This is a genomic window from Prevotella sp. HJM029 (assembly GCF_000599605.1).
Taxonomy (GTDB): domain Bacteria; phylum Bacteroidota; class Bacteroidia; order Bacteroidales; family Bacteroidaceae; genus Prevotella.
On sequence record NZ_AZHT01000064.1, the window covers coordinates 42388 to 63013 of the forward strand.

Below are 20626 nucleotides of genomic sequence, written 5' to 3' on the forward strand. Positions count from 1 at the left end.
TTATTTTTTACGGATAATACTCATTATATAATCAACCTCATCACGCAAGAAAATATAGGAGAGGGTCAAATAAAGAGCTCCACCAACTACTACACCTAACAAAAGGCTCAGCCATTCCACAGAAACAGAATTAACTACTAAAAAACTTACCCCGCCCATAACACATGAAACACAAAGAATGGGTAATAAATCACGCATTTGAACTAAATAACCCACCTTAATAAGTTTTCCTGTGTAGTGTGTATTCAAGAACAGACTTATCAAAGAAGAGATAACCATTCCCCAACACATTGCCAAAACCCCCATAGGGATTGTTATAATCATTATAACGACACCAACAGCTCGCTTAATAATTTCTAATCTAAGAAATAAATCTGAACGCCCTTTTACCTCTAATAAATTTAGATTAATGGCGTGCACAGGATACCACATTAATGCCAAGCAAATAATCTGTAAATATAATACACAGCCATCCCACTTTTCTGTCAATACGATTCTAATTAAAGGAGATGCAACAACAGCAAGCCCAATCATCAATGGGAAAATAATGTATGCAGACAAACGGATTAACCGACGATAATTGGTTGCTATCCGCTCCTCGTCGCCTTGCATTTCACTTAATACAGGAAATGTCACCCGTTGCAATATCCCCGTTATATTAGAAGATGGGAGCTGTGCCCATCCTAATGCTCTTGAATAATTCCCCAACTGTGCTGGTGTATAAAACTTACCTATTACCAACGGATAGATATTTTCATAAACTACTCCTATCAAGTAGGAGGCTAATAGTTTCGAACCATAGCCAAATAGATACCGAAACGATTCCCAAGAAAAAATCCATTTAGGCCACCAGCCAGCAACTATCCAATAGAATACCATCTTAAGGAATGTTGATACGACACCCTGCCATACCAATGCCCAAACGCCAAAGCCGATATAAGCCAAAGCAATTCCAATAATACCCGAAACGATAGTACAAGAAAAAGAGATTTTTGCAGTCGATTTAAAATCTATTTTAAAAGTGAATTGAGCACCTTGGACAATACATAATGAATTAAAAAGAACATTTAAACCTGAAACCCGGACAATGGGACTAAGAATAGGCTGATTATAAAAATCAGCAATAAAGGGCGCACAGACAAATAGCAACAAATAACAAACAATGCCTACAACAATATTAAAATAGAAACAAGTGTTGAAATCAGCTTCAGTCCTATCCTGCTTCCTCACCAACGCAGAACCAAATCCACTCTCTATAAAGCATTGGGCAAGCATAAAGAATATTGCCACCATAGCAACAATTCCATAATCACTTGGGTCTAAAAGTCGTGCCAATACGATAGAGAATAGAAATTGAACGCCTTGATTAGAAAACCGCTCTATACTACTCCAAAGTAATCCTTTTGTTGTTTTAGATTTTAAAGATTTATTTTCCATCTTCTCAAAATACCAATATATAAGAAAAGTCTCTCACTAAATAACTTCTGATTGTTCCATTAAAACCTGTACGAATTCTGCTTGATGGTTAGTCGCATTGTCCTATCATCCAATAAGACATGACACCTATGTATAGGAGAGATAACTAACAAAATGTTAATAAGTAAATAAAATAGCAGAAAATGGGGGCTATCAATATAAATTAATTGATAAGCAGTTGGATAACCGGTTGAAAGCTTAAACGGAAATAAGCAACACGGATGAGTGAACGACCTTCCTCTCTGTTTTGTAAGAATAAAATACCAAAATACATCCTTTCAAACATAATGAAATAACGCCCTAATAAACTATGAACATGCATCTTCTTCATTCTTCAACTCCTTTTACTCTAAAAAGCTATGCTTTCGCGCCACAAAGCCAATCATTTTACTTCATAATTACAATGCTTTTTCTGCACAAAACAAACTGTTTTATTGGATAAAACCGATGGAAATGTACCATTTCGTATTTTACTTTCAAAGGGCATATACTAAGATCTCCGACAACACACTCATTGTTAATATCTTACAAGGGTCTGTCATTCTTGCTTAAATTCGCACCAACCTTTTCTGTTTTGAAATCAGCTCATGTCCAATCCTCCATCGTTTCATTAAACCACGTACTGATTATTTAGATGGGGAAGTAAAAATATCATGCTGCAACTTTTCATATAATTTTTGAATATTACCAAGTAACACTTCTTCTGCTCCAAACGCTAATAGTCTTTCTCGTGTGTGCATGATTTCCTCTCGAGAGAAAACTTGTTGAAGATTATCATCCACTAAATCGCTTTGTAGACTGAATAATGGAATTCCCATTGCTTTATACATCTTAAAGACTTCACTTGTTTCAGAAAGGAAAACGCTACATCCATTCCACAGAGCAACAGATACATTGCCCAAAGCCTGTTGACGCTCATGGAACATAATAACAGAACCGCATGATGCGATTATTCTGCAATACTCTTCATAAGGCAGAAATGTTTCTAATGCTATAAAATTCTTCCCCCAATACTTTTCTCCTTCTTTTTTTACTTTACCACGATAATCTGCTGTTCCGCCATAGCTAATAGGGACATATATTTTTTTCCTTCTAAATTTAAATGTCTCAATAGCTCAAATGCGTCCAAATGGTTATTGGAGGGATCTCCTGAGTTACCAACAAGAATATTCCGCCCTATGGGGGAAAAAGTATCTAAATTTTTTCTTGATATAATAGCATCCAATTTAAAGTAATTGAACACAACCTCTTGCGCTTTAAAATAAGGGAGTCGGGACATTAAATGATACTCGGCTGGTATTACACCAGAAAAATAGTCTATACGATTGACAATCCTTTGTATTCTTTTTCTATTGAAAAGATATTTGCCATAACAATAGCCTTCATATAATGCCTCCTTACAAGAAGTTCGTTTTAATGCTTTACAAGTTTTTTTATGGTAAAGCGATACTTTTATGAAAGGGGAGCACATTGTAGGTTTACAATATAAATCGTAGCCCCATGCTAACCACACAATTTTAATTTCCTTTGGTATTGTTATAATAGCATTAAGAGGAATTGAATATAAGCTATGAAGAAATATAACATTAAACTCGCCATGGGCAATATAACTCAACAGTTGTGAAGATGTTATGCACTTTACTCGTTCTTTCTTTTTGATATACTTATAAGTAAATTCATGTTCGGATATACAGATAAATTCATTCTTTACCTTAGCATTGGATGTATAATCCATTACCTCAATTAATCCATCAATAAACTTATCGTCAGGGACACAATGTAAATTACATATTTTCTTGCATTCTTTCTCCATCTTAATTTAAAATTCACAAATAAATTATAACAAACAATTATTGTGTGGGAGGGAAATTATCGCAACGGTCCACCTAACGTACTCCAACGTACAAGTCTATCAAAAAGGAAAATACCATCCCATGGCATTTCAAAATTAAGCATCCTTCCTAATTGAGGGCAACGTGCAACGCCTCTTTGTGCTGCAGCTTCAGCAAAAGAGATTGCTCGTTCATTAGGAGCTGCAAGACCAACTGTTTGAATATCTTCATTAAGAAGAGGTATCACCTCCATTAAATTTTCAACGGGATGAATAAATAGCGTACGAGAATAGATCGGATTAGCTAATTTCACTTGCGTATCAATTAATAGAGTCCAAGACATTGTTGGACTCCCTATAACTTTACCCTTAAAATCATAAACTCCTCGAATAGAATGAATAGCAGAGACCTCTTCCTGGGATACTGTACCTTTGGGTATTTGTTTTTCCGTCCGTTCCATTGCCTTTGCTAATGCTTCTACAAATTTTTCAATTGATATGTTGCTACCCTTTTCTATAAAAAGATTATGGGGTGAGGCACAGCCCGTCTGATCAAATACAGAAACATCAACAGAAATACGGCGTGCCAACTTCTTTACGGCAGACTCATCCGTCAACATCTCTTTTGCTATAACAGCACAAGAAAGTTTTGGTCCAAAGATGATTGTCTCTGCATCAAATTTAGTAGGATAACCGCAAACTGTTTCTACAGCACTTTTTCCTCCCCACGCTATACGTACATCAGCCTGCTTTGACATCTCCTCGCCTAACAAATCTGCATGATGAGAGAAATATATCAAACCTATTGTATCTAACAGCTCGTCTCCAGTTATTGTGTATCCCTGTGCTGTCTTATAATAAACACCTTTAAAGGAATTGAGTATAGTCTCAAAAACACCATTATCTCTTGAAGACACTTTTAAAAGATTTACATTTTTAGAGATAATAGATTGAACCAAAGCAAACAACCCAAGTATTTGAACATTTCCTGCTAACCAATGGCATACCAAGCCACGAGCATTAGCACGTAGCATGTGCTTTTCAGAATTAGGAAAGGCCAAATATTGGTCTAAATATTGATAGTTCCCCTTAATACCCAAATGAGCCATTGAGGACAAATGATTATAATCACACCATGATGAAAGGAATAATAGCCCTTTATCTTTCAAGAAGGCTAAAGAAGTATCGTCTGACCATTTTTTCGCTACCTCTGCAATAAGTCCAATAAGAGCTTCTGTCGGTTGATGGCGAAGCCATTCTTGCTTTGCCTTTAACTTTACAATCAATTCTTGAAGTTGTAATAGTGGGTCTGAAGCTTTTAAACTTTCAGCATGCAATAATACCTGTAGATGATTATCAACCACCTTATCCTCTCTTTTCTTTACGAAAGTTAATTTCTGAGATAAAATATCACCACAACCACGAACTTCTGCCTTTTTTATTCTACCTAAAACCTTAAAACGCTCTCCCCCTATCTCATTAGAGGTAAAATTAGGATCAATAACTCCTAAATCATCTGTTAGAATAACGTTCCCCGGATATGAATGCGGGATTGGAGATATAAACTCTAACATACCTTCTTTACCTGCAGGAAGCACCTCGTGTGTAACAACATCACGTACTATTACCTTTGAATAAACAGAACAATGCTTCCACCCATCCTTCATATCAGGATAGTTTAATCCCATCTGCTCGGTAAAACCATAAATATCTATAATGTCAGAAGGTTCTATTCCAAAACAGTGGGCAAGCTCAATATTAAATTTGTCTTTGCTTATCTTTTCAGACTCTAATTTTTTCCATCCTCCAATATGAATAATCTGACTACCCTTTGGCAGTTGTATTTTAATATTCTTAGAAGAAATCCCTTTTAAAACATTTGCATAAAGAATATAAGTAAAACCAAAAAGAACAACTGGTTGACTTCTATCTAAACTATCAATAAAAGTCTTCATTGCCTCTATATCAAAATAAGATATATTATTTTCTTTTACTTTAAGGAAATAAGCAACTTTACTTGCAAACTTTAAATAGCCTGTTACCGCAGCAAAACGAGCTCCTAAAAGCTGTTTAAATTCAGATTTTGGGTCAATATCCATAATAAGGAAAGGCTTCCTCTGATGCCCTATTACTTCCTCTATCACCCGTATCATAGCTTTCGATTGCCGTTTAGCAGTTATCTTGTCAACAACAATAGAACTAGGAATGCCAGATGTTGCCGAAGATTGAAGAGTTAATTTAATTTCATCTTGGGGGACTGAAGATAAAGATTTCCCTAACTCTTTAAAAACACTGACAGAAACAGGTGGAATATCTTCAAGTGAGAAATTTGTATAAGGATTAAAGTTCTTCCTTATACAAAATTGCTTATACATTTCATTATTTTCATAGTGAAATATCAGTTCATCTTTTAAAGAATTAAAAAATAGTTTATCTGATATTGCATCGTTTGAAAAAGTATCTAATGTAAAGAGCTTATCTATATTTGTTTCCTTTTCCATATTTATTAATTTTTCTCTTTTAATAAATGCCGCTGTATTTTTCCATTTTGAGTTTTAGGTAGAGCATCAATATACTCAAATTTTACAGGGATTTTATAATTTTCCAGCTTACTACCCAATAGTTTTACTACTTGGTTAAAGTCTATATCATGTTTTTCACTAACGATATAAGCTTTTACAACTTCACCTAAAACAGCATCGAATATGCCAACACAGGCACTTTCCTTTATATGCTCTATTTGATTAAGCTGCTCTTCAACCTCTATTGGAGAAACTTTTTTCCCACCTACATTTATTATTTCTTTTTTTCGGCTCCGTAAATATACATAACCATCTGAGTCCATATGTCCCCAATCACCCGTTTTAAAATAGTCACCATTAAAATCTTGATGAAATATCTCATCTGGAACTCTCCAATAAGCTGTACATACATGCTCACCTTTTACGCAAATTTCCCCATCACTTCCGTCGCTGACAGGGAATCCTTTTTCATCAAAGACCTTTATATCAACATTTGGAGAGGCCTTTCCTACAGAAGATAGCGCATTTTTATCATGATGAAAACTAATAAAACAGCTACGTGATGCTTCTGTTAGCCCATAATGCATACAAATGCGAGTATTGGGTAGAAGTGTCATAAGATGCTCCTTGTCTGATAAGGACATGAACGAGCTTCCTATCTCTATATAGCGCAACTGATGTGCATAATTCGCAATCCTGTCTTTACTCATTTTTTGAATATAAGACCAACTTGCAGGAACCATTCCGAAGCCTGTGACTTTACAACGTTCTAATTCGCCATAGAATTTCTTCATACTTGCAAAACCATTAAGCAAGACTAAAGTTCCACCTGCCAAGAATACACATCGCATTCTACCTAAACCAAAGCTATGACTTATCGGTAAAGCTAATAACTCTATATCGCTATCTGTATTTCCTATAAAACTATTAATATTAGAAGCTGCTATCATTTGATTATGGAAAGAAAGAGCTACCCCCTTAGGTAAACCTGTAGTTCCTGTCGTAAAAAGAATATCAGAGATATTATTTTCATCAGGAAAAATTATGGATTCTAATGGGGCTTTACTCTTGCAAATCTCAGAAAAGGGCGTGATTTTCTTTCCACCGTCGTATTTCAAATTCCCAATAATAAGTTTAGGAGTTGCTATATCCACGATACGTTGTAAACGTGTTACATTCGTTTCCGAGTCAATGGGAACCGTTATCAAATGTGCTAAATGAGCTCCGAAATAGGTATAAATGAAATCAATCTCTTTATTAGCCGACAGAATAATACGATTGCCAGGAGCCATTCGCTCTAACAAAGTCCCGGCAACTCGCTTAATAGCCTCCCAAAGTTCTGCATAAGTTATTTGCTCTGCCCCTGATATAATTGCTACCTTTTCAGGGGTCTCTCGTGCATGATGATAGATGACTTCTTCTATACTCATAACTTCTTTACATTACTTTTCCTTCTACAGCTTTAACAATATCATTTATATCTTCCAAATCCATCATCTCTTCTGGATCGAACTCTATTCCGAATTTTTCCTCAACCGTTGATAGAATCGTAAGGTGACCAATAGAATCCCATGCATCAAAATCGCCTATAGAGCTATCGTTATTAACTTTAGAAATCTCTACTTCGCAAACTTCTGCAACGATGTTCTTTACTTCATTTAATATATCCATATTCATTTTAATTTATATTTGACAATATCTTATTTACAATATTTTCAGCGGAAAGTCCTCTATCCTCCAACATCCAGTTATATTCTCCAACCTTACCATAGCTATCGGGTAGTCCAATTGGCAATAATTTGGGAGTATTTTTTAATTGCGCAAGCTCAAAACCGACAATGCTTCCTAATCCACTCACCAATGTATGCTCTTCTATAGTAACTATTAACTTTGCATTCAAAGACAGACAAGTCGCATCGAATGGTTTAATTGTATGTACATCCATGACTTGCACACTAATGTTTTTTTCTTCCAAAAGCGCACGCACTTTTAAAGCTGTAGTTACCATATTTCCTGTTGCCAAAATCTGAATATCAGAACCATCTGATAATGAGATGGGTTTACCGACTTCAAAATTAAAATCATCATCATATACCATTTGTGCACCTAAGCTACCCATTAACCGTAAGTATGATGGCACATCAGACTGCATTGCCGCATAAAAAGCCTTTACAGCTTCACCTGCATCACATGGTGAAAATACTTGTATCCCAGCTATATTCCGAACTAATCCATAATCTTCAATGGAGAAGTGTGTATTACCCATATAAGCTAAAGATAGTCCAGCATTAATACCTATGAAGACTATAGGGAAACCCATATAACCACTATACTGACGTAATTGTTCAAAACTACGCATACTTAGGAAACAAGATTGTGCTTCAACGATGACTTTATAGCCTTCGCTTGCAAAGCCAGCGGCTATTCCTATCATATTTTGTTCTGCAATACCTACATTTATAAAATGATCAGGATACGTCCGTTTAAATTTATCTAACCCGGCATAATTAGAAACATCAGAAGATAAAACGATCACCTTATCATCTTCTTTCATATATTCCATCAATGCCACATAAAATATAGAGGCAGGCTCCCCCATATTTGAGAATATCTTTGCTTTAAGTTTATTTAATTTCATACTTATTCTCCTCCAAAGCTTGCTTATATTGTTTTTCCGTTAACACAATATGATGACACGCAGGATTATTCTCCAAAAAAGAAATCCCTTTTCCTTTTATTGTATCAGCAATTACAACATTTGTTCGATCATATCTTTTTTCTAAAGCCCTACACAATGACTCAGGATTGTGGCCATCAACAGTATCTACAGCTAAATTAAATGCACTAAATTTCTTCTCGAAAGATTCCATATCACATATATCTACAGTCGGAGCATCTAACTGTAGATGATTCCTATCAAGGATAATTGTAAGATTAGAAAGTTTATGATGGGCAGCAAACGCTAAAGACTCCCAAACAATGCCCTCATTACATTCTCCATCACCTAAAATGACAAATATACGATTATTGAATTTTCTAAGTTGGCAAGCCTTTGCTACTCCCACCGCAAAAGAGATACCCAACCCTAAACTGCCTGCTGAGAATTCTATTCCTCTCTCTAAATTACGATGTGGGTGTCCATATAAAGTAGTACCATTTGTTTCAAAAGTTGTCAACAAGTCATCACTTATAAATCCTGCTAAATTTAATGCAGCAAAATAAGAGAGCACACAGTGTCCTTTGCTAACGATGATTCTATCACGATTTTCATCATAGCGATTTTCAAGATTTATATTAGCAACACTTGAATATAAAGCAGCAAAAATTTCTATAGACGAAAGAGCTCCCCCCATGTGACCTCCATTCCGTCCAGCCTTATAAGTTTGCTCTATACACTGTATTCGCATTTTATGCGACCAATCTGTTATGACTTGATATTTATTCATACACTCTATCTTAATAAATTAATCCTCCATCAACTCGAATCACTTGCCCATTTATGTACGAAGATTTCTCCGTAGCTAAAAAATAAACAACTTCTGCTATTTCAGAAACATTGCCTATTCGTTTTAGAGCAGTATTCGCTATTAAAACTTCTTTATTTTTCTTATTTAGCTCTGTAAACATATCTGTATCCATTCCACCAGGAGCAACCGCATTTACCCTAATATTAAAAGGAGCCAATTCTTGCGCTAAAGATGTAGTAAATATATTTAATGCGGCCTTACTTGCACCATATCCTGTAACAGCAGACTGCTTCGTGAAACTTGAAACAGATGATATATTTATAATAGTTCCACCTTTCCTAAGCATTAATTTTGCGACACGTTGTGTTATTTGCACTGCTGCAAAATAGTTTACCTGGAAACATCGTTCTATATCATCAACCGTACTCATCAAGACAGTCTTATCAAAAAATATACTAGCATTATTAATGAGCACAGTAGGAACTATTTTCAAAGCAGAAAACTCTTTTAAGCCCAAAGAAATAGCTTGACGATTTTCTAAATCCATATAAAGGATGTGTATGAGTATTCCATATTGTTGCTCTAAAGACTTACAATGAACTTCAAAATCTTTGTAACTCTTCCTCGTTGTTACAACAATATCATAGCCTTTTGAAGCAAATAAATTTATGAGTGCCAACCCCAGCCCTCTATTACCACCTGTGATAAATAATACTTTCTTCATCCTAACTCTATCAAAGGTAAACTAACAATATGGTTTAACTTTATATATGCTGCAGCCCAGGATAATCCCGCGCCAAAACCACACATAATTACATCTGCCTGTTCCTGACTTAATTTATCACCAATACCGACTACTATTGTCATTGGTATAGAAGTACTACTTGTATTGCCATATTGCATCAATGAATAAGGTATCTTCTCTGATGGAATTTTTAACTTTTTTCCTATTTTTTCATCCATATACTTATTAGCCTGGTGGAGCAAAAGATAATCAATCGTATCCAAGTTTATGCCATTATGTTCACATAAAGCCTTTATTGCAGCAGGAGGTTCTTTTACTGAAAATGAAAAAACACTCATTCCATCCATATAGCCATGATACCCTTTACGAATAATTCCATCTTCTCTCTCTCTCATCCTTAGACTATCTTCATTCATAGGATTACGAGTTCCGCCATATTCATGCATAATTGCACCAGCACCTGATCCATCACTCATCAAGTCAAAAAACATTGGTGCTACCCCCTCTTTATATTCAAGAGCAGTTGCAGAACCGGCATCTCCATGCAATGGCCATAATGTTTTATCTAACGGCGATTGCAAAACTGAAGTCGTTTCACCAACAAGAAGTAAAGCTCTTTTGATATTCCCAGAAGACATTAATGAACTTATAACAGAAAGTCCATACACATATCCTGAACAGGCTAAAGGTATATCAAAAGCCATACAAGACTTTGGTAGATGTAGTTTTTCTTGTAGAATATTTGCAGTAGCAGGTGTAATATAGTCACGTGAAAGAGAAACAAATATTAAAGCTTCTACCGTTTCCCGCTCCCATCCCAAAGAGTCTAACAATTTTTCTGCAGCAGCTTGACACAAATCAGAGCAACACATACCTTTAGGGACTATCCTTGAACGCTCAACATGCGTAAGTGCAATAACTTTCTCAGCCTCTCCTGGAGCAAAGAAAGGTAAATCCTTAATTTCTTTTACGTCTTTAGGAACAGCACATGCTACTCCTCTTATCGAAACATTTTTAACTTTAAGAAAAGCCATATTAATGATTTAATGAATATCCACCATCAACAACTATTGAAGCACCATCTATGAAAGAAGCTGCATCTGAAAGAAGAAATGCCACAACATGTGCTATTTCCTCAGGTCGTCCATAACGCTTTAATAGATACTTTTCTTTATCAGAAGCCTTATCATCCTCAGACAAAGTATCTTGCTGTATCATCTGTGTTTGTATCATGCCTGGACAGACACTATTACAACGAATACCACGATTAGCAAACTCTATTGCACTGTATTTCATGAATGAATTCAAAGCTGCTTTGGACATACCATAAGCTGCTGCACCTGCAACGTAACTTATATTTCCACCTATTGAAGAAGTAAAAACATAAGCACCATTCTTTTTCAAAAGTTTCTTCTTAAATACAGCTTTTGCTAACTGAAAGTGTGCTAGTACATTCGTTTGGAACACCGCTAACAACTCTTCCTCACTAACAAATTTAATTGGTTTGCTCCCATTTGTAATACCTGCATTACTAAAGACTCCATCTAAAGTAATATCTAAAGAAGCTATTGTCTGCACAACATCATCTAAAGTTATATCAGCAATGACACAATGGTGCTGCTGCCCTTCCGAAGTATCCAATAGCGATAAACCTTCTTTTAAACGAAGCTCATTCCTGCCATTTAAAACGACATTTGCACCTAATTTTGCACATTCTATAGCCGTAGCAAGCCCTATACCTGATGATGCGCCTACAACTAATATCGTCTTACCTTTTAAGGTGAAAGGATTATATCCAACCATCTGTTAGCTTTTACTCTTTACAAGTTCAAATAAGTCTGCAATTGTTTTGCTATTACGAATATCGTCTCCTTTCAACGTTACATTATATTCTTCATCAACCATTGCTATGATGCTTAATGCCAATAAAGAAGACCATTCATCAAGTTCCTTGAAATCGGTATCTGGCTTCAAATCACCAATCTCCGTATCATCAAACTGTTCTGCAAAGTTCTCAATAAATTCTTTCAATTCCATAATCAATATTTTAATTTTAAAATTCTAATCTTTGAGCAGGATTTCCATATACTGTTATCCCTGGTTTTACATGACGAACGACTACCGCTCCGGCACCAACAACAGCATGATGCCCTATTTTCTTATGTGGTGTTATGATTGCACCAGGATGTATCGTTACAAAATCTTCAATAGAAACTCCTCCTCCAGTAATAACGGAGGCTTCTATTTCACAATAATCTCCAACACGAACATCATGCCCTGCACCAGATCTTATATGCATAGTAACAAAATTACCTATATGCGAATTATTAGATAAAACAACATCACGCATAATAATGCACCCTACACCTAATTTCGCAAATTCACAGACAACAGCACTGTTGTGAATTAGATTGATAAAGCAACCAGACTTAGCCAAAATCATATCTGTATACCTTTTTCTATCAATCACATCACCTAATGCACAAACAAACACATCATCTTCTTCCGGTAAATAATGCTCCACACTATCTATTATTGGAGGATAATTCCCCATACCATTCAATGCGTCTGCTTTATCATCTAAAAAACCTTTTACCACAAACTCTTTATGATAACCTTGTGCCTCTTTTGCTAAAGAATAAACTTCACGTCCAAAGCCACGTGCCCCAATAATAAGAAGGTTCTTCATATATTTATATTAATGTGCGTATTGTTGATAAAATACCATGGCTATTTTTTGATGACATTGAGCACCCTCTCCACATCATCATCCGTCAAAGCATGATGCATGGGTAAACAAATTACTGTGTCAGCCATCTTATGCGCATTAGGAAGATTTTCCGGACGAGCACTTTCTAAACCACGATAGGTAGAAAATTCACTAATCAGCGGGTAAAAGTATCGCCGCCCCAAGATGCCTTGTTCCTTTAATTTGAAATAAAGTTCATCTCGAGTCATTCCATATTTCATTGCATCAACAAAAATAGGGAAATAACTATAATTATGCCTTACACCAGGCATATCCTCCCAGTAGGATAGCCCTTCTATATCTTTTAAAGCTGCTCGATAGACCTTTGCAACACGTTGCCGAGCATTAATGGCCGCATCAACTTGTTTAAGATTGAGTAAACCATAAGCCGCTCTCACTTCATCCATTTTACTATTAATGCCAGGACCTATTACTTCGGTTTCACTTGCAAAGCCAAAATTCTTCAAATAGTCTATCCTCTGTTTCGTTTTAGCATCATGCATAATCATTGCTCCACCCTCTATTGTATTATAAACTTTAGTAGCATGGAAGCTAAGGGTACTCATATCTCCAGCCTCAAGGATGCTCTTCCCATTCACCTCTACCCCAAAAGCATGTGCCGCATCATAAATAACTTTTAAACCATATTTATCAGCAATGGCTTGGATTGCTGCAGTATCACAAGGTTTTCCATAAACATGGACTGGCAAAATTGCAGTTGTACGGGGCGTGATTGCAGCCTCTATTTTCTCAGGATCAATATTTCCCGTAGACAAATCCACATCCACAAACACTGGCTTAATACCATTCCACCATAAAGCATGTGTCGTTGCCACAAAACTATAAGGTGTAGTTATAACCTCGCCGGTGATACGTAATGCCTGTAAAGCCGTAAGCAACGGCAGCGTACCATTAGTAAACAAACTCACATAAGGCACCTTTAGATATTCTGCCAATGCCAACTCCAACTGCGCATGCAGTACTCCATTATTAGTAATCCATTTCCGTTGCCAAATCTCTTGTAATGATTTGGTGAACTCCTCTAAATCAGGCAATAAGGGAGAAGTTACGGTTATATTTTTCTTATCCATTAATTCTGAATTGATTTGCTAACCAGCAATAATGCCGGTTTTTTTGAATAAAAGAAACTAATTTATCAAGATATACATTTTCTATTAAGCGAATACGAGCATAATCTATCATCACACAAACACAAAATACGACTATTGGAACAAGAACCACTTGCCAATAAATAGCAGATGTATGATATATTTCTACATTACGGAAAACATCATGCCAAAGAAATGTACGCATAGTATCAGAGTGCGCATGTATTAACAATACGCCAAAAGAACAAGCAGCAATTGTATTAATGCTCTTATTCTGCGGTACATGCAAATTTTTAAAAAACATAAAACTTGATAGACTCACTAAAAAAGCTAATACTCTATTCGATTCTGTTACAAAAAACGTCGTATGTTCCCATGTCACTTCGCGTCCTCTTATCATTTGGAACCACAATAAGAATAATACACTCAAGACACTTAGCAATATCAAAATGACGGTAGCCCCCCCCCAGAAGGTTACACTTTGTTCACGGAATATGCCATAAAAGCGGATATAAGCTATTACCACATACAATACGCTGAACCATGTTATATAATTAAATGCAACATGAATAACCGGATTCGTTCCTATGACAGTATAGATACCTATTCCCAAACAACCTAAAAATAGATGCTGTTGCTTAGAGATTCCTTGTAACAAGCGATTGAGAAAAGGAATAAACAAATAAAAAAGCAGGAAACAACTTACAAATCCCGTATCAACACTTTGAATCGGATTAAGAATGTTAACGATGTTCATTAAAGTTACAGGCATCTTGCCACTCAACAAGAATATGAGTCCTATCCCTAAATTATAGAATACTAATTGAAATAGCAATTTTACAAATTTGTGCAACGTAATACGCGATGTACACATAAAATACCCCGTGATAAGCACAAAACAATTAATAATTGTCTTTCCCCACATTCCCATGAGGAAAAGATATATGCTTTTAAAAGATGTAGGAGCTGCACACATTTCACTTAACAGCCCAGAATTAACCACATAGTGATGCATCACTATCATCATCATGAGGAGAATTCTATACAACTCAATGTTTGAACTTCTGCTATTTTTTTTAACCATCCTATCTACAAAAAGAAATCTTGCGACGCTACTACAAAGATGAACCGCATCTTATTTTTTATAAAACAAAGTCATTTATAATGCTCCTCCTCCTCACTGAGCTACACTCAATGAGGAACAAATACACACATGAACCAGCTGACCGCAGAGAGTTGAAATAATCAACAAGCAGCAGCAATACCTATTTAGACGGTAACAAAATTCATGTATTGAGAATACATATAAACTACTTTATGGGTTGCAAAGATATGTGTTTCTTATGAATAATGCAAATTTAAATATGATTTTTATTCAACGTAATCTAACACATTGCATACAACAAAAAAAGCGAGACAGCTTCCATGAAACTATTTCGCTTCGTCGGGGCGACAGGATTCGAACCTGCGGCCGCCTGGTCCCAAACCAGGAGCGCTACCGGGCTGCGCTACACCCCGCAATAAATGCGATTTTGTTTTTGCGTGTGCAAAGGTAGTATTTTAAATTGAAGCAACCAAAGTTTTATGGCTTTTTCTATGCAATGCTATTGCCATTTGCTAAGAAAGATTGCACGATTAAGATTCCGATTGAAGTTGTGTTGGACAATAATTGCCGCAATACGTATGGAATGTGATGAGGGAGTGAAAAGGAAAAACTACGACTTTGATGGAGAAAATTTATGATTTTGCATAACAATATCCTTCATTTTATGCAACAATCCCTATTGTTTTCAAAATGCAACCTACAAACTTCTCACACGATAGGGGTAATCGCATGCTATTATTACTGCACACGCACAAAAAAAGAGCGAGACTGCAACAAATGTGCAATCTCGCTTTTATGAATGAGAAATGAATTCTTACTTAATAATACCTTGCTCAACAAAGATTTTCTTGAGCGCTTTCACGCCACGATCAACTTCGTCTTTAGTGTGATTGGCCATCAATGCAAACCGCACCAAAGTGTCCTGTGGAGCACAAGCTGGTGGAATAACAGGATTTATAAATACACCTGCATCGAAAGCTAACTTCGTTACCAAGAATGTTTTTTCGATGTCGCGCACATACAAAGGTATGATGGGGCTCTCTGTATCGCCAATCTCAAATCCTTCTTCACGGAAACGTTCTAAAGCATATTTGGTTACTTCCCAAAGATTTTCCAAGCGTTCGGGCTCTTGCTGCAAAATGTGAAGTGCTTCCATTGCTGCAGCTGTTGCTGCAGGAGTATTCGATGCGCTGAAGATATAGGTGCGGCAAGTGTGGCGCAAATAATTAATGGTATCGGCATCACCTGCTATAAACCCACCGATAGAAGCCAAGCTCTTAGAGAATGTTCCCATGATGAGATCCACCTCATCGGTCAGTCCAAAGTGGTCGCAAACGCCTCGTCCTTGCTTACCAAACACACCTAAGCCATGAGCCTCGTCGACCATTACCGAGCAATTATATTTCTTCTTTAATGCAACAATTTCAGGAAGTTTAGCCAAATCGCCTTCCATAGAGAATACACCATCAACAACAATCAACTTAATGGCGTCTTGTGGCAACGCTTTCAGCACGCGTTCCAAATCCTCCATATCGTTATGTTTGTAGTGCAACTGACGAGCAAACGACAAGCGACGCCCATCAACAATACTGGCATGATCGCGATCATCGCAAATGATGTAATCGCCCTTGCCTACGACTTGTGCCAATACACCCTGATTAACAGAGAAGCCAGTAGAGAAACAGAGCGTTGCATCTTTGTGCACAAACTCAGCCAACTCTTTTTCCAACTGCACATGAATGTCCAAGGTTCCATTGAGGAAACGACTTCCAGCACAACCCGAACCATATTTGTCGAGCGCGCGTTTAGCGGCATCAATGACACGTTGGTCACCTGTTAAACCTGTATAGGCGTTAGAACCAAACATCAACACATGGTGTCCTTCCATGTCAACTTCTGTGCCTTGCTTACTGGTGATGGCACGAAAATAAGGATATACGCCTGCCTCTATGTACTTCTGAGGCTCGCGATAATGCTTATATCTTTCTTGTAATTGTCCCATTTTTAATAGGTGTAGAAAACTACGTTTTGATTTTTTTAGGCTGCAAAGATACAAAAAACTATGAATAACGGCCTATCTTTTGGCAATAAATGTTGCAAAACAGCAAATAATCAAAGACACACATCTTTTATAACATCGAAATATTTATCTTTGCAAAGAGATATGAATTGAATGTGCTTACAATAGATGATGCCTTCTTTTTCTCGCCTATTGTCAAAAGATAATTACCAATGAACAAGAAAAAAATTGTTTTTATCATGAACCCCATCTCGGGAACCATGAGTAAAGCGGCTATCCCAAGCCTTATAGAGAAGTATCTGAACCACGATTGCTTCGATTATGAGATTGCCAAAACGGCTTATGCTGGACACGCGGTTGAACTCGCAACGAAAGCCAAAGACGAAGGAATAGACATCGTGGTGGCCGTTGGTGGCGATGGAACAGTGAACGAAGTGGGACGAGCACTGGCGCAGAGCAACACTGCTTTGGGCATCATCCCATGCGGGTCGGGCAATGGATTAGCACGCCACTTGATGCTACCGATGAACATAGCGAAAGCCATACAAATCATTAACGAGGCCGAAATCCACGCGCTCGACTATGGCATCATCAACGACCACCCCTTCTTCTGCACCTGTGGAATGGGATTCGACGCTTTCATCAGTCACAAATTTGCAGAGGCTGGAAAACGAGGACCTATCACCTATATCGAAAATGTACTCAAAGGAGGCTTGCAATATAAGCCCGAAACCTACGAAATTCGCGATGAACATGGCACCACAAGGCTCAAAGCGTTCCTCATCTCGTGCGCAAACGCCTCACAATACGGCAACAACGCATACATCGCACCCCAAGCGTCAATGAGCGATGGATTGATGGACATTGTGGTCATGGAACCATTCAGCGCACTCGAAGCACCACAAATCAGCATCGACATGTTCAACAAAACCTTAGATAAAAACTCCAAAATCAAAACCTTCCGCTGCAAACAGCTACACATCCACCGCAGCGCCCCAGGCTACATTCATTTCGACGGCGACCCCACACTAACCGGAGAAGATATCAACGTGGTGCTCAAAGAAAAAGGCATACGCATAGTGGTCAACGCACACGCCGACAAACGCATGCGACAGCCCAACCGATTCCAAAACATGGCCACGATGATCTTTAACGACCTCACCGACCTTAGCCGTGTCATCAACCGCAGAAGCCGACAAATTCAGGCACTCAACAAAACCATTCAGCGCAAACTCAATCTATAGCATGAGAACCACCCCCATCAACATCCCATCCCCACGCCAACGCCACATCCTCCTCATTGCACTTCTCATCGGCATCACAATCATCCGCTTCAGCCACAAATTAGGCGACGCCTACACCACCAAGTTCTACCCCTTCATAGGGCGCACGCTGACCACGCTCTCCAACCCCATCCCCTTCTCCATAGACGGCCTCTTCATTGCCCTATGCCTCGCAGGGCTCATCACCTACCCCATCTATGCCATCGCTCACCAAAAAAAGAAAAAACGCACAACGCTGCTGCACATAGCCGAATTTCTGCTCTGGATCTATGCCTGGTTCTACTGCGCATGGGGACTTAACTATGCACAATCCAACATTTTTCAACGCATGAAAATGCCCCCAACCATTCCAAACAAAGCCACATTCCGCAACTTCGCCTATCGCTATGCCGACAGCCTAAACGCCACATTCACCCTGAACTTTCCCCACCAAAACGAAACAATGACCCACATCCAGCAAGGCTATCAACAGCTAAACAGCACCCAAATGGGCATCAACCGTCCTTTCAACCGGCATCCGCGTCCCAAAACCATGCTCTTCTCGCCCCTCAGCAGCATGGCAGGCATAACAGGCAGCATGGGACCTTTCTTCGGCGAATTCACCATCAACGCCGACGTCAGACCCCACAACTTCCCTGCTACATGCGCCCACGAATATGCCCACAGCCTGGGCATTGCCAACGAGGGCGAGGCCAACTTCTACAGCTACATCATCTGCACCAACGCAGCCAACAAAGCCATACGATTCAGCGGCTACTACCAGATTTTTTTCCACATGCTACAACAAGTCGACGACCTACTCGGCACATCTGAATACCAAACTTTCCTCAACCACATCCGACCCGAAATCATCCAACTCGCAAAAAGCGACCAACACTATTGGCTGTCGCGCCGAAGCCCCATCATCGACACCACACAACGCTTCATCTACAACCTCTACCTGCAAAGCAACCACGTCGACGGAGGCGTCAAAAGCTACTCGGCCGTGATTGCCATCATCATGGCATGGGAAGCACAGCAACAACGCACACGCAAACACATCCTCCCAAATAACAACACGCCCTTAACCCTCAGCAACGCCACTTCCCACCGCCAGCCTTGAGATCATATCAGCAGCAAAGGCCACGCCACCACTCTCCCACCTTATAATATCATCGGAAAAGGCATTAACTGCAATCCTTCACCTTATAATATTGTCGGCAATGGCCACGACCACAGCCTTCCTCCTTGTGACATTGTCGGGAAAAGATACTCACGGCAATTCCCCACTTTATAACATCAGCGGAAAAGATACTCACTGAAGTTTCCCACTTTGTCACTTTGTAGGAAAAGGCTACGCCACCATCCTTCCACCTTTTAATATCGGCAGAAAAGACTATGCCCACATCTTCCCTCCTTATAACATTGCCGGCAGAGGCTACGCCCACATCCTCCTCTTGAATATTATCGCGAGCGAGGGCATTTTTCGCGATAACAAGATGTGGTTATCGCGGGCGAGGGCATTTTTCGCGATAACAAGCAGTGGTTATCGCGAGCGAGACCATTTTTCGCGATAACGAGATGTAGTTATCGCGAGCGAGGGCATTTTTCGCGATAACGAGCAGTGGTTATCGTGAGCGAGGGTAATTTTCGCGATAACGAGCGTTGGTTATCGTGGGCGAGGGCAATTTTCGCGATAACGAGCAGTGGTTATCGCGGGCGAGGGTAATTTTCGCGATAACAAGCACAAGTTATCGCGAGCGAGGGTATTTTTCGCGATAACGAGAGGGGGTTATCGCGGGCGAGGGTAATTTTCGCGATAACGAGAGGTGGTTATCGTGGGCGAGGGCAATTTTCGCGATAACGAGCAGTGGTTATCGCGGGCGAGGGTAATTTTCGCGATAACGAGAGGTGGTTATCGCGAGCGAGGGTAATTTTCGCGATAACGAGAGGTAGTTATCGTGGGCGAGGGTAATTTTCACGATAACGAGAGGTGGTTATCGTGAGCGAGGGTAATTTTCGCGATAACAAGATGTGGTTATCGCGAGCGAGGGCATTTTTCGCGATAACGAGAGGTGGTTATCGCGGGCGAGGGCAACTCCAAGTCGTTTTTATGGATGGAACCATTCGGCAAATGTCGCGCCAAAACATTCCATCCGTTTGAATATGCTGGCAATCCCTCTTTTCAAACATCCCATCCAATTGGATATATCGGTAAATGCCGCGCCAAAACATCCCATCTGTTTGGATATGTCAACGACCCCTCCGCCCAAACATCCCCCACCGATTGGCATGCTGGCAATGGATAAAAAGAGAGTACAATGCCGATGGCATAGGTTA

The 20626-nt window shown here is 38.7% G+C and carries 21 protein-coding genes and 1 tRNA gene; 2 read left to right on the forward strand and 20 right to left on the reverse strand.

The window, feature by feature from the left end:
• From X919_RS0104805 to X919_RS0104895, 18 genes are all read right to left on the reverse strand, one after another.
• A complete protein-coding gene (locus X919_RS0104805) occupies positions 1-1437 on the reverse strand; it encodes a lipopolysaccharide biosynthesis protein (protein ID WP_028899236.1) in 1437 nt (478 codons plus the stop codon).
• Between the two features lie 202 nt (positions 1438-1639).
• Complete coding sequence (locus X919_RS16490; protein WP_155949661.1) at positions 1640-1807, reverse strand: hypothetical protein; 168 nt, start codon at positions 1805-1807, stop codon at positions 1640-1642.
• 295 nt (positions 1808-2102) lie between these two features.
• Positions 2103-2294, reverse strand: a complete 192-nt coding sequence (locus tag X919_RS17200; RefSeq protein ID WP_253270085.1) for a hypothetical protein — start codon at positions 2292-2294, stop codon at positions 2103-2105.
• Positions 2295-2506: 212 nt separating this feature from the next.
• A complete protein-coding gene (locus X919_RS0104820; RefSeq protein ID WP_028899238.1) occupies positions 2507-3289 on the reverse strand; it encodes a hypothetical protein in 783 nt (260 codons plus the stop codon).
• A 56-nt stretch (positions 3290-3345) separates the two neighbouring features.
• On the reverse strand, positions 3346-5808 hold the full coding sequence (locus tag X919_RS0104825; protein ID WP_028899239.1) for a LuxE/PaaK family acyltransferase: 2463 nt from the start codon (positions 5806-5808) through the stop codon (positions 3346-3348).
• Between the two features lie 5 nt (positions 5809-5813).
• Positions 5814-7259 (reverse strand): class I adenylate-forming enzyme family protein, encoded by a 1446-nt coding sequence (locus X919_RS0104830; RefSeq protein ID WP_028899240.1) that lies wholly within the window; start codon positions 7257-7259, stop codon positions 5814-5816.
• A 7-nt stretch (positions 7260-7266) separates the two neighbouring features.
• Positions 7267-7500 carry an acyl carrier protein gene (locus tag X919_RS0104835; protein ID WP_004379238.1) on the reverse strand — a complete coding sequence of 78 codons (234 nt, stop codon included), beginning with the start codon at positions 7498-7500 and terminating at the stop codon, positions 7267-7269.
• 7 nt (positions 7501-7507) lie between these two features.
• On the reverse strand, positions 7508-8467 hold the full coding sequence (locus X919_RS0104840) for a transketolase family protein (protein WP_028899241.1): 960 nt from the start codon (positions 8465-8467) through the stop codon (positions 7508-7510).
• Complete coding sequence (locus tag X919_RS0104845) at positions 8454-9275, reverse strand: transketolase (RefSeq protein ID WP_004379236.1); 822 nt, start codon at positions 9273-9275, stop codon at positions 8454-8456. The genes X919_RS0104840 and X919_RS0104845 overlap by 14 nt, the downstream gene beginning before the upstream one ends.
• 10 nt (positions 9276-9285) lie before the next feature.
• Positions 9286-10020, reverse strand: coding sequence for an SDR family NAD(P)-dependent oxidoreductase (locus X919_RS0104850; protein WP_004379235.1), 735 nt, complete (start codon positions 10018-10020; stop codon positions 9286-9288).
• Positions 10017-11075, reverse strand: coding sequence for a 3-oxoacyl-ACP synthase III family protein (locus X919_RS0104855; RefSeq protein ID WP_028899242.1), 1059 nt, complete (start codon positions 11073-11075; stop codon positions 10017-10019). Before X919_RS0104855 ends, X919_RS0104850 begins: the two co-directional genes overlap by 4 nt.
• Position 11076: 1 nt before the next feature.
• Positions 11077-11844 carry an SDR family NAD(P)-dependent oxidoreductase gene (locus tag X919_RS0104860; protein ID WP_004379233.1) on the reverse strand — a complete coding sequence of 256 codons (768 nt, stop codon included), beginning with the start codon at positions 11842-11844 and terminating at the stop codon, positions 11077-11079.
• A 3-nt stretch (positions 11845-11847) separates the two neighbouring features.
• Complete coding sequence (locus X919_RS0104865; protein ID WP_004379232.1) at positions 11848-12078, reverse strand: acyl carrier protein; 231 nt, start codon at positions 12076-12078, stop codon at positions 11848-11850.
• A 16-nt stretch (positions 12079-12094) separates the two neighbouring features.
• Positions 12095-12730 (reverse strand): acetyltransferase, encoded by a 636-nt coding sequence (locus X919_RS0104870; RefSeq protein WP_004379231.1) that lies wholly within the window; start codon positions 12728-12730, stop codon positions 12095-12097.
• Positions 12731-12771: 41 nt separating this feature from the next.
• The gene (locus tag X919_RS0104875) at positions 12772-13881 is read right to left on the reverse strand and encodes a DegT/DnrJ/EryC1/StrS family aminotransferase (RefSeq protein WP_004379230.1); all 1110 of its coding nucleotides are present in this window, start codon (positions 13879-13881) and stop codon (positions 12772-12774) included.
• Positions 13874-14983 carry an acyltransferase family protein gene (locus X919_RS14800; RefSeq protein ID WP_051502436.1) on the reverse strand — a complete coding sequence of 370 codons (1110 nt, stop codon included), beginning with the start codon at positions 14981-14983 and terminating at the stop codon, positions 13874-13876. The genes X919_RS0104875 and X919_RS14800 overlap by 8 nt, the downstream gene beginning before the upstream one ends.
• Positions 14984-15343: 360 nt before the next feature.
• A tRNA-Pro gene (locus X919_RS0104885) sits at positions 15344-15417 on the reverse strand.
• Between the two features lie 401 nt (positions 15418-15818).
• Complete coding sequence (locus X919_RS0104895) at positions 15819-17006, reverse strand: serine palmitoyltransferase (RefSeq protein WP_028899243.1); 1188 nt, start codon at positions 17004-17006, stop codon at positions 15819-15821.
• Between the two features lie 230 nt (positions 17007-17236).
• Here X919_RS0104895 and X919_RS0104900 point away from each other — a divergent pair, with 230 nt between their 5' ends.
• Complete coding sequence (locus tag X919_RS0104900; RefSeq protein ID WP_028899244.1) at positions 17237-18268, forward strand: diacylglycerol/lipid kinase family protein; 1032 nt, start codon at positions 17237-17239, stop codon at positions 18266-18268.
• Position 18269: 1 nt separating this feature from the next.
• Positions 18270-19409: a DUF3810 domain-containing protein gene (locus X919_RS14805; protein ID WP_051502437.1), complete on the forward strand. Its 1140-nt coding sequence runs from the start codon at positions 18270-18272 to the stop codon at positions 19407-19409.
• A gap of 64 nt (positions 19410-19473) precedes the next feature.
• Here X919_RS14805 and X919_RS16500 read toward each other — a convergent pair whose 3' ends face one another.
• Both X919_RS16500 and X919_RS17025 read right to left on the reverse strand, forming a co-directional pair.
• Positions 19474-19734 (reverse strand): hypothetical protein, encoded by a 261-nt coding sequence (locus tag X919_RS16500; protein WP_155949663.1) that lies wholly within the window; start codon positions 19732-19734, stop codon positions 19474-19476.
• A 663-nt stretch (positions 19735-20397) separates the two neighbouring features.
• The coding region (locus tag X919_RS17025; protein WP_216592152.1) for a hypothetical protein at positions 20398-20626 on the reverse strand (229 nt) is incomplete at its 5' end.